The following is a 12,509-nucleotide window of genomic DNA, read 5'->3' as shown; positions in this document are numbered from 1 at the left end:
ACACCAAGTCGCGGTGCAGGCTCCGCGAAGAACAGAGCACAAGCAGGTTTGCGCGCATACGTGACCGCATTCCTGGAATGGGGCGCCTAGAAGGCGATACTGTAGCCGACGGCCAGCGCCTCGACCCGCGAGGTCAGGGTGCTGCCGCGCGCTTGCACGGAGAAGAAATCGCCGGTGCCGGAATCGCGCACGGTGTGCGGGAAAACATACAGCACGGCGATATGCAGAGTCTGCCGCTCGGCGGTTTCCCAGGAGACACCGAACGTAAGCTGGTCCTCGAACGTCGTAGGGGTTAATCCCGACAGGAAGACGTGGTCGCGATCGATGGGCGTGTTGCCGTGGGACCATCCCGCTCGCACCGTCACACGGTCCGTGGCGCGCCATTCGAGAGACAGCTTGGCGATGTGCTGGTCGGCCCAGTCGAGGCTGTTGCGCCCGACCGACGTGCCGAAGATCCGCGTGTCGGTCCAGTCAATCCAACGGTAATCGGCCGCGATTTCGAATCGCGGCGTAACCCGCCACGCCAAGCCGGCTTGCACGCTTTGCGGCAGGTCGACGTTGTAAGGCACGAGGTCCTGGTACTTGTCGAAATCGCCCACCCAATGCCGGGAAATGTAGCCCACCCCGACGGCGAAGCGGTCCCACTCCTTCAGGACTCCGAGACCAAACCCGAAGCCAGGGGTTTCATCCCATTCGTTGTCGCCCGACGTGGGCACGAGGTCCAGGGTCAAATGGTCTGTACGCAGCCGGCTCACGGACGCATGGAGACCAATCCCGACGGACCAGCGGCTGTCGAACTTGTGCGCATATGCGCCCACGAGACGCAGGTGCTGGTACGTGAGGCGCCGGTCCCGCTGACCAAAGAACAACTGCGAGGGCAGGTTGCGCGAATCCTCGTAATCCGTTGCGCTTGCCGCGGGCACGTAGAACCCGACGCCCCAACTGTCGCAATCATGCCGGAGCACCAAGCCGCCGGGGGGCACAAACGCCAGGACGTCGCTGTCCAGTGGACCCGCAAGCCAGTCGGAAGAAATACCGCGCGGCGTGACATCCGTGCGGCCGCGAATAGTCAATACGCCAAAATCGGCGCGGGTCTCGAGGGCGGCGATGCCCGCCGGATTCACCACCATCCAGGCAGCGCTGCGCGGACTCGCCACGCCGCCGCCCGCACGTTGCAGGTGCACGGCGTCCAGACCCGTCAGGAACGCGCCCTCACTGGCAAAACTCCGGGCAGCGCAGGCAACGGTCAATAATGCGACACTTACGGCCGCTGCAAACCTCCGGGGCGCTCCCATATCCGCGAGACCAGCCCGGCGCACGCGTGCAAGCACGCGCGCCGCACAGGCTTCCAAAGGGGCTCGCCGCCGATTGGCAGTCGTGGTCATATCCGGCCTCCCGCCCTCATTGTAACCCGGCGCCGGTTCGCGCACGTAACCCGGCGGGGTGGTTCCAGCGCCCCCGACAATTCCCGCGCAATGCAGCTTCCATTAGAGGCTAGTATCTTCTGAACGCGGGGCAATTCCCGAGACAGCCCCCCCGTCTTCTGAGCAGCCGTTCCTTTGACAGCGGGAGGCTGTGGTCGAATCCTGTTTCGCGACATACTGCGTTTTGAGGGCCAATAGCGTATATTTTCGTTTCTTTGCCGACAGCAGAAGTAGTTCTGAATACGCGCAACCTATTTATTTACAGTGATTTACAAAATTATACCGATCAGTAGATTTTCCAGTGTAGTCGTGGTACAATCTGCATGCACAAGACACTCAAGACGGCACTACAAAGGAATCTGTGGCATGACTCCTTCCCCGAGACGGCTGCATGACCGGCCCTTGGTTTCGGGCTTCACCCTGATTGAGTTATTGGTAGTCATTGCTATTATTGGCATTCTGGCGGCCATACTCCTGCCCGCCCTCGCGCGGGCCCGCGAATCGGCGCGGCGCGCCTCCTGCGCAAACAATCTCAAGGAGATGGGCCTCTCTTTCAAAATGTACACGAATGAAGATCCAGGCGAGTATTTCCCGCCCATGCTGTCGAACAAAGGCGTGGGCGCGACCGCGCTGACCTGGCACGGCCCGGCGTTGTACCCCGAGTACGTGAACGATGTCTTCGTGACCATGTGCCCGTCGGACAGCGCCACCACTTCCAAACCCATCGAAGAACAATTCGAAGACATTCTAAACCACCGGCTGGGCGGCCTGCCCGTGTATCGCAGCGGCGACCTGAACGCCGACGGGCGGTATGACGGCACGGACGTGGCCATCTGGGCATGCCTGCCGCGCTCCTACGTGTATTTTGCCTGGGTAGCCGCCACGACGGAAGAGATCGCGGCAGTCACCGAGTCCATCGAGGCGTCGCGCGGCACAGGCCCAACGCCGTCCTTGGACCCTTATCTCTACGCGGACGCCAACGTGCCGGTCATTGGCAATCCGCAGACGTACAATGGCGTTACGGTGACGCCGCACGGCACGGGCGGCGGCGACGTTGTATGCCGGTTGCGCGAGGGGGTCGAGCGGCTCCTGGTCACGGACATCAACAATCCCGGCGCAACGGCCCAGGCACAGAGCAGCATCCCAGTCATGCTGGACTTCCTGTCCTCGGCGCCGACGGGATTTGCGGGGCTGGACCCCTCGGCCAACATGGGCCAAGGTCCGGCGAAGTTCAACCACGTTCCAGGCGGCTGCAATGTGCTTTACATGGACGGCCATGTCGATTTTCTGCGCTACGATACGCAAGTATACCCCGTGAATGCCTGGGTCGCGGGGTACCTGGGCAGTGTCCGCATCGGCGGCGGTTTCTGAACCGGGGCCATATTGACTTTGGGGCGAGATTCTACTAATGTGATGCCATGATTGAGTCTGAGTGAGGGATGAGGTAGCGTATAGGCATCGTCGCGCGGCTCGCTTCTCTTGAAGGGGCGTCAAAGAGCGGGCATCCGTTGATGATGCCGTGAATGTGCAGCAGGACACTTTGGCATCGTGAGTTTTCTAAAAGGTCATACCCTTGCGTACGCCTTATGTCTGCTTGCGTCAGACAGTGTTTCGGTCCTTGTAGCCGCCTACGGGGCGGCGGTGGTTACCTTCACGGCAGCCAGCGGCCTTTCCTTTGCGGGCCACCTGGAAAACATGCTGACCTACGCGGGCTCGTTTCTGTTCGCATGGTTTTGGGCGGCCTGGTCCCTGCAGATGTTCCGCGCCACGTATCGGGATGAACTCTTCTTCCAGGTCTTTAACACGGCCCGAGCCGCGGCGATTGCCCTCTGTTTTTCGGCACTCGCGGTGCTCTATGTGCGCCCCACCGCGCCGGAAGCCTGGGAAGTAACGGTCTTCGGTGCGGGCGCTTTTCTGCTCATCGCCGGCTACCGGTCCCTCATTTGCATCGGCCTCTGGATCGCCCGCCAATATGGGTACAACTTCAGCCATGTATTGCTTGTCGGGGCCAACAACCGCACCCTGCACCTGGTCGATACGCTCGCAAAACACGCTCGGTTCGGATACCACATCGTCGGCATTCTCGAAGACGACGAGCAGCGGCTCGAGGTACTCAGAAAACATGACTTGGCCCGGGTCGGGGGGTTTCAGGACTTGGACCGCATTCTCACGCAGCACATCGTTGACGAAGTGCACATCTGCCTTCCGGTGCGCTCCTTCTACGAAACCATCCAGAGCATGGCACACCTGTGCGTGGGCGTGGGCGTTTCCGTGCGTCTCGTGGCGGACCTGTTTCCGTTGCGGCTTGCGACGAGCCGCCTCCACCAGATTGAAGACATCCCCATGCTCTCGCTGTCCACCGTTCCCGAGAGCAATTTCCAGCTCGCGCTGAAACGATTCATGGACATTGCCGGGGCTCTCGCCGCGCTGGTACTGCTTTCGCCGCTGATTATCGTGTTCGCCATTCTCATCAGACTGGATTCGCCAGGGCCCGTCTTCTTCCGGCAAGAGCGGGTCGGACGCAATCAGCGCCGCTTTAGAATGATCAAGTTCCGGTCCATGGTCCCGGACGCGGAACGGCGCCAAGCGGACCTGATGGAATTGAACGAAGCCGACGGCCCCGTGTTCAAGATTCGGAACGACCCGCGCGTAACTCGGGTGGGGCGCTTCATCCGGAAATACAGTATCGACGAACTGCCGCAATTGTTCAATGTGCTGCGCGGCGAAATGAGCTTGGTCGGCCCGCGGCCGCTGCCGCCGAACGAAATCGAGCATCAGTCCTGGAACCAGCGGCGCAGGCTCAGTGTCAAACCCGGCATGACGGGCCTCTGGCAGGTCAGCGGCCGCAGCGACCTCTCGTTCAGGGAGTGGGTCAACCTCGACCTGAAATACATCGACCACTGGTCCATCTTCCTCGACATTTATATCCTGCTCAAGACCTGTTACGTCGTGATTCGCGGGCACGGCGCCGCGTGACCGCGCGCACGGCCGCAACCGTTTCCGCACGCAGCGGGACATTGCTTTCCCGCGCCGGAAATGGGTATCGTGCGCGCGGTTCCTGAGTTTGAAGGGGCTTTCCCATGCAGCACGAAGGCAGAAGGCCGCGCGTCCATTTCAGCGGTATCGGCGGCACCGGCATGGTCGCCGGCGCGCGGCTGGCCGTCGAAGCCGGGTGGGAAGTGCGCGGCAGCGATACGCCGCTGTATCCGCCCACGTCGGAGATGGTCGCTGCGTTACGCGCGCCTGTGACCTACGCCTATGACGCCGCCAATCTGGATTGGTCGCCCGACGTGGTCGTGGCGGGCAACGCGTTGAGCCGGGGCAACCCGGAGGTGGAATGCGCGCTCGAACGCCGCATGCGAATGATGAGCCTGCCCGAATGGTTGAAGGAGCATGTGCTCCGGCCCCGGCGCCCCATCGTCATCAGCGGCACCCACGGCAAGACTACGACAACCGCGCTCACCGCGTTCGTGCTGGACCGGTGCGGCCTGGCGCCGGGCTTCTTCATCGGCGGGCAACCTCTCGATTATGAGCACTCGGCGCGCCTCGGCGCGCCCGGCGCGCCGTTTGTCATCGAAGGCGACGAATACGATTCCGCCTTCTTCGACAAGCGCGCCAAATTCCTGCATTATCTGCCCGAGGTCGCGGTTGCGACTTCGGTCGAGTTCGACCACGGCGACATTTACGCCCATCTCGCCGAGATCGAGACGGCCTTCCAGCGCATGCTGCGCCAGGTCCCGCGGTCGGGCTGGCTTATCGCGTGCGCGGACAACCACGCGGCGTCGCTCCTTCCTCACGCCTTCAGCCGCACCGCCACGTACGGGTTTACGGAAGGCGCAACCTGGCGCGGCGAACTCGCGCCCGCGGCACAGGGCCGCCCGCACGTGCGCGTATACCGCGAGGGCGTGTTCTGGGCGGATATCGAGCCCTCGCTCAAGGGCCGGCACAATCAACAGAACGCCCTCGCCGCCGTGGCCGTCGCGGGCATCCTGGGCGCGGCGCCCGAAGCCGTCGCGGACGCGCTCCGGACCTTCCGCGGCGTGCGCCGCCGGATGGAAGTCTTTCTTGAAGCCGCGGGCATCACCTACCTCGACGATTTCGCGCACCATCCCACCGCGATACGCGAAACGATCGCGGCCGCGCGCGACTTCTGGCCGGACCGGCGCGTCCGCGTGCTTTTCGAGCCGCGCTCGAACACCACGGTCACAAAGCGGTTTCAACAAGACATGCTGGACGCGTTTTCCGGCGCGCACCAAGTCTGGCTAGGCCCCGTGTACCGCGTAGAACGCATTCCGGAAGAGGAACGGCTGGACCGGGACGCGCTCGCGGCGTCTCTGGGCAAGCGCGGCGTGCCTTGCCGCGCCGCGAACAGCGTCGCGGAAATCGTGGCCGAGGTACGCGGCACGGAGCAACGGGGAGACGTGGTGTTGATACTCAGTAATGGGGCTTTCGGCGGCATCTACCGCCAGTTCCAGGAATCGCACGCGGCTTCGGTATAATTGCCTTGACAAACGTGAGGTAAGGCACAATGCCCGACCCAAATATGAAACGTATTTTCAAAGAAGCTGCCGAACTGGTGAAGGACTTGCCGCGCGGCCTGCAGGAAGCGGCGTTCCATCGCGCCCTCGACGTCCTGTTGAGCGGCGCAGGCAGAGACGAAGAAGAACAGGAAACGGACGCCGCTCACCGTCTCTTCGCGCTTCCCGGCTCGCGCACGCTCCTGGACACGTCCGTGGCGGCCATAAATATGGTAGCCGACCGGCTCGGTATCGAGGAACTGGATGCGGACGAAGTCGCCGATTTCATCGAGGAAAAGGTTGGGCCCCATCTGAACGAAGGCGTCGTGGGACGCGCCCTCGATGGCGCGGACGGCGTATTGCGTACGCTCTCGGGCGCCAACCCGCTTAACGCGTTCCGGCATGGCCCGGAAACAGCGGATAAGACGCCGCCAAAGGCGCGGCCAAAGCCCAAGACCAAGGCGGCGAAACCTGGAACCAGTAAGAGGGAAACAAAGAAGCGGCAAAAAGACGCGTCGAACAAGGCGGAGCGCACGGCTGCGGGCGGGCTCGCTCAGCTCATCGTCGGTCTCGTGAAACAGGGCTTCTTTGCGTCCGCCCGCACGACGGCGCAAGTGGTTTTGCACCTGAACCGGCAGGGATTCCATTTCACGGTGTATCAACTCGCGCCCGTGCTGGTCCGGTTGTTCGAGACAGGCCTGCTGCGCCGCACCGCGGCGCCCGGCGGCCAGTACGCCTACGAAAAGGCGTAGGCAACAAAAGGACGGCGCATGCCCAGGGAAATCATTCTATACAGCGCCCAGCTCTGTGGAGACTGCCAGCAATTGAAGGCATATATGGACGCGCACGGCATCCGGTACGAGGTCCGCGACATCAAGGAGAGTCCGGAGCATGCCCGCGCGCTCGAAACGCGCACCGGCAGACTGGGCGTGCCGTACCTTGTCATCGATGGAGAATGGGTGCGCGGTTACCAGCCTGGCAAGCCATTTTCAGAATCGTTTGCGCGCGGCCTTTTCGGCCTTGCGTGATGTTTTGCCCGGACCTTCGCTAACGCGGAAGAGGAGTGACGCATGAAGAAACGGTGTTCCCCTATGTGGATACTGCTGCTGGCGGCGCTGACGCTGGGTCCCGCGCTGTCCGCCGATGAGACGGCGGAAAAAGGGCGGGCCGTCTTCGACCAGTACAAGAATACGGTCATCACGATTCGCACAGTGTTGAGCATGTCGATGGGCGGCAATCCCCAAGAACATGAGAGCGAGGCCAACGGCACGGTTATCGACCCGGCCGGTCTGGCGGTGCTTTCGCTCAGCAGCGTGGACCCGAGCGGGCTGATGGCCCGGCTCGACCGCGAACAACAGGACGTCGTGACAAAAGTCACGAGCATGAAGATGATCCTCCCGGACGGCTCGGAACTGGACGCGGAAGTCGTTCTGCGCGACGGCGACCTGGACCTCGCGTTTGTGCGCCCGGTCGTCAAGCCCGCCGCGCCCATGCCGTTCGTGGACCTGCAGAAGACCGGCAAGCCGCAACTGCTCGATGAACTGGTCATCCTCGCGCAGCTCGGCCAGGTGGCCCGGCGCGCGCATAGCGTGCTCGTGGAACGGGTTGAGACCATCGTCGACAAGCCGCGCACGTTCTACATCCTCGGTGAACACCGCGCGCGCGCCGTGGTCTGTTCCCCGGCGTTCACGCTCGACGGCGCCTTCGTCGGGATAGGCGTGTTCCGCTCGATCCAGTCCGCGGAAACACGCTCGGGCGACAATGTCGTCATCGTGATCGTATCCGGTGACGATATCCGCGAAGCATCGGCGCAAGTGCCGCCGTGGCCGGAGTCATGATACTGGACGCTGTCTCAAGACGTAATTCACGCCATTTGCGGGGGCGAGGCACGCCTTGCCCCTGCGAGACGCAGGCGCCATAGGTCTGGCTCCTTCATTGACATCTTCATTTCCGTGGCGCGCATAAGACAGGAGACGCATGTCATGGTGCGAACCGCAAGCCTGTTCGAACTCATTCTATTTGGCGCGTTGATTGCCGGCGCGCAGGAGCCGGCTGCGGCGCCGTCCAAGTGGGAGAAAGCCATCCGCGCGTTTGAAGCAGAAGACGCGCAGGCGCCGCCGACGGGAGGGAGTGCATTGTTTGTCGGCAGTTCCACCATCCGCCTGTGGGACCTGAAGCAATACTTTCCAGGTCTGCCGGCGCTGAACCGCGGTTTCGGCGGCTCGCAGATGAGCGACGTCAACGAATTCGCCGGGCGCATCGTGCTGCCGTATAAGCCCGGCGTCATTGTGCTCTACTCGGGCGACAACGACCTCGCGTCGGGCAAGACGCCAAACGCCGTTTTCGAGGAATACAAGAAGTTCATCGCGCTCGTGGCGGAACAGCTGCCGGAAACACGCGTCGTCGTGCTGGGCGTCAAGCCCAGCCCGGCGCGGTGGAGCCTGATCGAGGCGCAGCGTGTCTTGAACAAGATGCTGCGCGAGCACATTGGGGGCATGAACGGCGCCGTGTTTATTGACACGGAGACGCCCATGCTCGACGAAACAGGACGACCGCGCAAGGAATTCTTTGCGCCCGATGAACTCCACATGAGCCCGCAGGGCTACGAACTATGGACGGGCCTGCTACGCCCGCACCTGCCCGGCGGCGCGGCGTCTCCATGAATCGCGCCGCTGTCTGCGGGGCTATCGGGTTTCCCCCGAGACGCCTCCCGCCCCTGTAATCTTCAGGACGTAAGCGTGTTGACACGGCGGGCGCTCCGGCAAGGTGACGACCAGCGCCGAATGGGCGCGCCTGAATTCCAGCGGCTCGTCATGCCCGAGCAACTCGACGCGCTCGATTGTGTCCGGCCTCAAGTCATTGCCCGCGCCAAGGGACTTCACGCGCACGCGCCCCTGTTCGGGCCAGGCGAGGAAGATGGCGTAAAGCGCACCGCCTTTCGCTGTAAACCGGATGTCGCGGGCCGTGAAGGCCTTGCGCCGCGTATCGTTGAAAGAGCCGCCCACGATATTCGTGGGGCCTTCGCCGAAAATCTTCCATGGCCGCGTGCCGTAAATAGCCTCGCCATTGACTTCAAGCCAGCGCCCGATCTCGCGAAGGATTTCCTGCTCTTCTTCCGGAATGGTACCATCGGGCCGGGGTCCGATGTTAAGCAGCAGCGCGCCATTCTTGCTCACGATATCGACGAGGTCGCCGATGATGGCTCCGGCGGTCTTGTAGAATTGTTTCCGCACGAAACCCCACGAATTCTTGGAGATCGACGTGTCAGTCTGCCAGAAGTCCGCGCGCAGGTCGTCCAGCTGACCCCGCTCTATGTCCCACACCGCGGCCCCCGGCGGAAACGACGCGTTCTTGAAGTTGATCGCGACGCCTCGCCCCCATTCGGCGCCGCGATTGTAGTAATACGCGGCGAACCGTTGGCGGTACGGCTCGAAGACCGGCTGCTCGATCCACCAGTCGAACCAGAACAACTGGGGCTGGTACTTGTCCACCAGCTCCGTGCAGCGAGCAAGCCAGTCGTCCAGGAACGCGGCGTCGGGCGTGCTTTCTTTCTCCGGCTGGGCCGGACCATACAATCCGGCGTATTGCGGGTCCTGCACGTCCGAATCGAACTTGCGGCCGCCATCGAAAAACCACCAATGTTCGGCGCGATGGCTCGAGAGCCCGAACACCAGGCCTTGCTTGCGCACGGATGCCGCAAGTTCGCCGATGACATCGCGCTTTGGCCCCATCTTCACAGCGCACCACGGAGAAAAGCCGCAATCGTACATGGCAAAACCGTCGTGGTGTTCCGCGACGGGCACCACGAATTTCGCGCCCGCGCAGCGGAACAGGTCCGCCCAGGCGCCTGCATCGAATTTCTCCGCCGTGAACAAGGGAATGAAGTCCTTGTAGCCAAACTGGGCCTGCGGTCCGTACGTGGCGACGTGATGCTTGAACGCCGCGGAGCCCTCTCGATACATCTCGCGGGGATACCACTCGTTGCCGAATCCCGGAACGGAGTAGACGCCCCAGTGAATAAAAATGCCGAATTTGCCATCTACGTACCATGCGGGCGGCTCATACGCTTCCAGCGAGTCCCACGTCGGTGCGAAGGGGCCCTTCGCCACGACGGCGTCCGCGTTTTGCAGCGCGCGCCCGACTGCTTCCTCGTACGCCTGGCCGCTTTCCTGGCCCATGACAGAACCTCCCGTCAGCACCGCCGCGGCGACCGCCCTGATCACAACGTCAGCACACACGCGCATGGCCTGCCCCTCCGTTTCTGTTCCGGGGATCGATTCCCGGAAATCCCGGCGTTTCTTATAGCGCGGCGAACACCTGCCGCGCCGCCTCGAGTGTGCGGTCGAGCACGGCGTCGTCGTGGGCGCTGCTCATGAATGCCGCCTCGAACTGCGACGGCGCGAAATAGACGCCCCGTTCGAGCATGCCCCAGAAAAACCTCGCGTAGCGCTGCGTGTCGGACGCGGTCGCCTCGGCGTAATTGCGCACCGGGCCGTCGTGGAAAAACATGCAGGCCATCGAGCCTGCGCGCGTCTGGCATACCGGCACGCCCGCCTCCTCCGCGATTTCGCCCAGCCCATCGCACAGCATCGCCAGCTTGCGCTCGATGCTCTCGACGACGCCCGGCCGTTCGAGCACCGACAGCGTGGCAAGCCCCGCCGCCGTGGCCAGCGGGTTGCCGGACAGCGTGCCGGCCTGATACACCGGCCCAACGGGAGAGAGCCGGTCCATGATCCCGGCCGGGCCGCCATACGCGCCGACGGGCAACCCGCCGCCGATGACCTTGCCGAGGGTGGTAAGATCCGGCGTGATGTCGTAGCGTTCCTGCGCGCCTCCGAGAGCAACCCGGAAACCCGTCATCACTTCGTCGAAGATCAGCAGGGCGCCGTGCTCCGCCGTGATCGCGCGCAAGCCTTCGAGATAGCCCGGCTCCGGCAAAACGACGCCCATGTTGCCCGCGACCGGCTCGACGATCAGGCAGGCGATATTCGCGCCATGTTCCGAGAACACCGCGCGCGCCGCGTCGAGGTCGTTGTAAGGAATCGTGAGCGTGCTTGCCGCGTGCGCGGCGGGAATGCCCGGGCTTGTGGGCGTGCCCAGCGTGGTCAGGCCGCTACCCGCCTTCACGAGCAGGCTGTCCACGTGGCCGTGATAACATCCTTCCATCTTTACGACGAGGTCGCGCCCCGTATGGCCGCGCGCGAGGCGCAGCGCGCTCATCGTGGCCTCCGTGCCGCTGTTGACCAGGCGCAGTCTCTCGATTGAAGGGACATGCTCGATGACTTTCTCCGCGAGCCGGGTCTCCGCTTCCGTTGGGATACCAAAACTCGACCCGTGTTCCAGCGCTTTCGTGACAGCCTCAACAACTTCGGGATGCGCATGCCCCAGTACCAGCGGCCCCCAGGAAAGCACATAATCCACCAGCTCGTTGCCATCCGCGTCCGTGATAACCGCACCCTTCCCGGACTTCACGAAGAATGGGTCGCCGCCGACCCCTTTGAACGCCCGCACCGGGCTGTTGACGCCTCCGACCAACACTCGGTTGGCTTCCCGCCAAAGTTGGTTCGATACATTACGCCGCATAAATCACCTCTGCTCGTTCTAGACCGGGAACAATGGTCCAATGCGCATGGACCTCTGACACGCCGGTCGTTGCCCATTCCTATCGCAGCCAGGCGGCTGCCTCTTTCGCCCAGTACGTGAGGATCAGCTTCGCGCCCGCGCGCCTGATCGACGTCAGGACTTCGAGTATGGCGCGTTCGCGTTCGAGCCAGCCGTTGGCCGCCGCGGCCTCGACCATCGCGTATTCGCCCGACACGCTGTAGGCGGCTATCGGCAGCGGGAACAAGTCCGCCGCGCGCCGGATGACGTCGAGATACGCCAACGCGGGTTTGACCATGACGATATCGGCGCCTTCGTCGATGTCCTCCTCGATCTCGCGCATGGCCTCCTGGAGATTGGGCGGGTCCATCTGGTACGAGCGCCGGTCGCCGAACTGCGGCGGCGATTCCGCCGCGTCGCGGAAAGGCCCGTAGAACACGGAGGCAAACTTCGCGCTGTACGCCATGATCGGAATGGCGTCGAACCCGTGGTCATCGAGCGCCGCGCGGATCACGGCGACGCGCCCGTCCATCATGTCCGACGGCGCGACCATGTCCACGCCTGCCCGCGCATGCGCCAAGGCCTCGCGCACGAGCAATTCCAGCGTGGGGTCATTCGCCACGTCCGGTTTTCCGTCTCGGTTCTCGGCGACTATGCCGCAATGGCCGTGGTCCGTGTATTCACACAGGCATACATCGGAAATCACGCACAGTTCGGGCCGCGCCCGCTTTACCGCCTCAATCGCGCGGCACACAATCGCGTCATCAGCGTAGGCTGCGGAACCGGCCGCGTCCTTGTGCGCCGGAATGCCGAAGAGGATGATTCCCGGCACGCCCGCGTCGGAGATGGCGCGCGCCTCCTCCGTCAGCGTGTCCACGGACCACTGGAACTGGCCGGGCATCGACGCAATGGGATTGCGCACGCCCGAGCCCGGGCGCACAAACAGCGGCATGATCAGGTCGTCCGC

At 63.3% G+C, this 12,509-nt stretch carries 11 protein-coding genes; 7 read left to right on the top strand and 4 right to left on the bottom strand.

The features are described from left to right. Positions 1–86 precede the first annotated feature (86 nt). The gene (locus KA184_20355) at positions 87–1,250 is read right to left on the bottom strand and encodes a TonB-dependent receptor (GenBank protein ID MBP8131938.1); all 1,164 of its coding nucleotides are present in this window, start codon (positions 1,248–1,250) and stop codon (positions 87–89) included. 540 nt (positions 1,251–1,790) lie between these two features. Between KA184_20355 and KA184_20350 the strand changes: the two genes are divergently transcribed. From KA184_20350 to KA184_20320, 7 genes are all read left to right on the top strand, one after another. Further along, positions 1,791–2,795 carry a DUF1559 domain-containing protein gene (locus tag KA184_20350; protein MBP8131937.1) on the top strand — a complete coding sequence of 335 codons (1,005 nt, stop codon included), beginning with the start codon at positions 1,791–1,793 and terminating at the stop codon, positions 2,793–2,795. A gap of 177 nt (positions 2,796–2,972) precedes the next feature. Beyond that, positions 2,973–4,400 carry a sugar transferase gene (locus tag KA184_20345; protein ID MBP8131936.1) on the top strand — a complete coding sequence of 476 codons (1,428 nt, stop codon included), beginning with the start codon at positions 2,973–2,975 and terminating at the stop codon, positions 4,398–4,400. Positions 4,401–4,504: 104 nt separating this feature from the next. Next, entirely contained in the window at positions 4,505–5,923 is a 1,419-nt protein-coding gene (locus KA184_20340; GenBank protein ID MBP8131935.1) for a UDP-N-acetylmuramate:L-alanyl-gamma-D-glutamyl-meso-diaminopimelate ligase, read from the top strand. A gap of 29 nt (positions 5,924–5,952) precedes the next feature. Then, positions 5,953–6,693 (top strand): hypothetical protein, encoded by a 741-nt coding sequence (locus KA184_20335; GenBank protein ID MBP8131934.1) that lies wholly within the window; start codon positions 5,953–5,955, stop codon positions 6,691–6,693. 18 nt (positions 6,694–6,711) lie between these two features. Beyond that, positions 6,712–6,969: a glutaredoxin family protein gene (locus KA184_20330; protein ID MBP8131933.1), complete on the top strand. Its 258-nt coding sequence runs from the start codon at positions 6,712–6,714 to the stop codon at positions 6,967–6,969. Between the two features lie 42 nt (positions 6,970–7,011). Beyond that, positions 7,012–7,779 carry a hypothetical protein gene (locus KA184_20325; protein MBP8131932.1) on the top strand — a complete coding sequence of 256 codons (768 nt, stop codon included), beginning with the start codon at positions 7,012–7,014 and terminating at the stop codon, positions 7,777–7,779. 144 nt (positions 7,780–7,923) lie between these two features. Next, on the top strand, positions 7,924–8,604 hold the full coding sequence (locus KA184_20320; protein ID MBP8131931.1) for a hypothetical protein: 681 nt from the start codon (positions 7,924–7,926) through the stop codon (positions 8,602–8,604). Between the two features lie 21 nt (positions 8,605–8,625). Here KA184_20320 and KA184_20315 read toward each other — a convergent pair whose 3' ends face one another. The 3 genes from KA184_20315 to hemB form a co-directional block, all read right to left on the bottom strand. After that, positions 8,626–10,119 carry an alpha-L-fucosidase gene (locus KA184_20315; GenBank protein MBP8131930.1) on the bottom strand — a complete coding sequence of 498 codons (1,494 nt, stop codon included), beginning with the start codon at positions 10,117–10,119 and terminating at the stop codon, positions 8,626–8,628. A 121-nt stretch (positions 10,120–10,240) separates the two neighbouring features. Then, positions 10,241–11,524, bottom strand: a complete 1,284-nt coding sequence (hemL, locus tag KA184_20310; protein MBP8131929.1) for a glutamate-1-semialdehyde 2,1-aminomutase — start codon at positions 11,522–11,524, stop codon at positions 10,241–10,243. A 79-nt stretch (positions 11,525–11,603) separates the two neighbouring features. Further along, positions 11,604–12,509, bottom strand: a 906-nt coding sequence (hemB, locus tag KA184_20305; protein MBP8131928.1) for a porphobilinogen synthase, incomplete at its 5' end; no start/stop codon positions are given.

Source organism: Candidatus Hydrogenedentota bacterium (genome assembly GCA_018005585.1).
In the GTDB taxonomy this organism is placed as follows: Bacteria; Hydrogenedentota; Hydrogenedentia; order Hydrogenedentales; family JAGMZX01; genus JAGMZX01.
This window is presented reverse-complemented; position numbering and strand designations above follow the sequence as displayed.

What these genes read in the sequence shown, in the direction of transcription:
- KA184_20320 (MBP8131931.1), top strand. Translation starts at nt 7,924, where the DNA reads ATGGTGCGAACCGCAAGCCTGTTCGAACTCATTCTATTTGGCGCGTTG.
- KA184_20340 (MBP8131935.1), top strand. Translation starts at nt 4,505, where the DNA reads ATGCAGCACGAAGGCAGAAGGCCGCGCGTCCATTTCAGCGGTATCGGC.
- KA184_20350 (MBP8131937.1), top strand. Translation starts at nt 1,791, where the DNA reads ATGACTCCTTCCCCGAGACGGCTGCATGACCGGCCCTTGGTTTCGGGC.
- KA184_20315 (MBP8131930.1), bottom strand. Translation starts at nt 10,119, where the DNA reads ATGGGCCAGGAAAGCGGCCAGGCGTACGAGGAAGCAGTCGGGCGCGCG.
- hemL (MBP8131929.1), bottom strand. Translation starts at nt 11,524, where the DNA reads ATGCGGCGTAATGTATCGAACCAACTTTGGCGGGAAGCCAACCGAGTG.
- KA184_20325 (MBP8131932.1), top strand. Translation starts at nt 7,012, where the DNA reads ATGAAGAAACGGTGTTCCCCTATGTGGATACTGCTGCTGGCGGCGCTG.
- KA184_20335 (MBP8131934.1), top strand. Translation starts at nt 5,953, where the DNA reads ATGCCCGACCCAAATATGAAACGTATTTTCAAAGAAGCTGCCGAACTG.
- KA184_20330 (MBP8131933.1), top strand. Translation starts at nt 6,712, where the DNA reads ATGCCCAGGGAAATCATTCTATACAGCGCCCAGCTCTGTGGAGACTGC.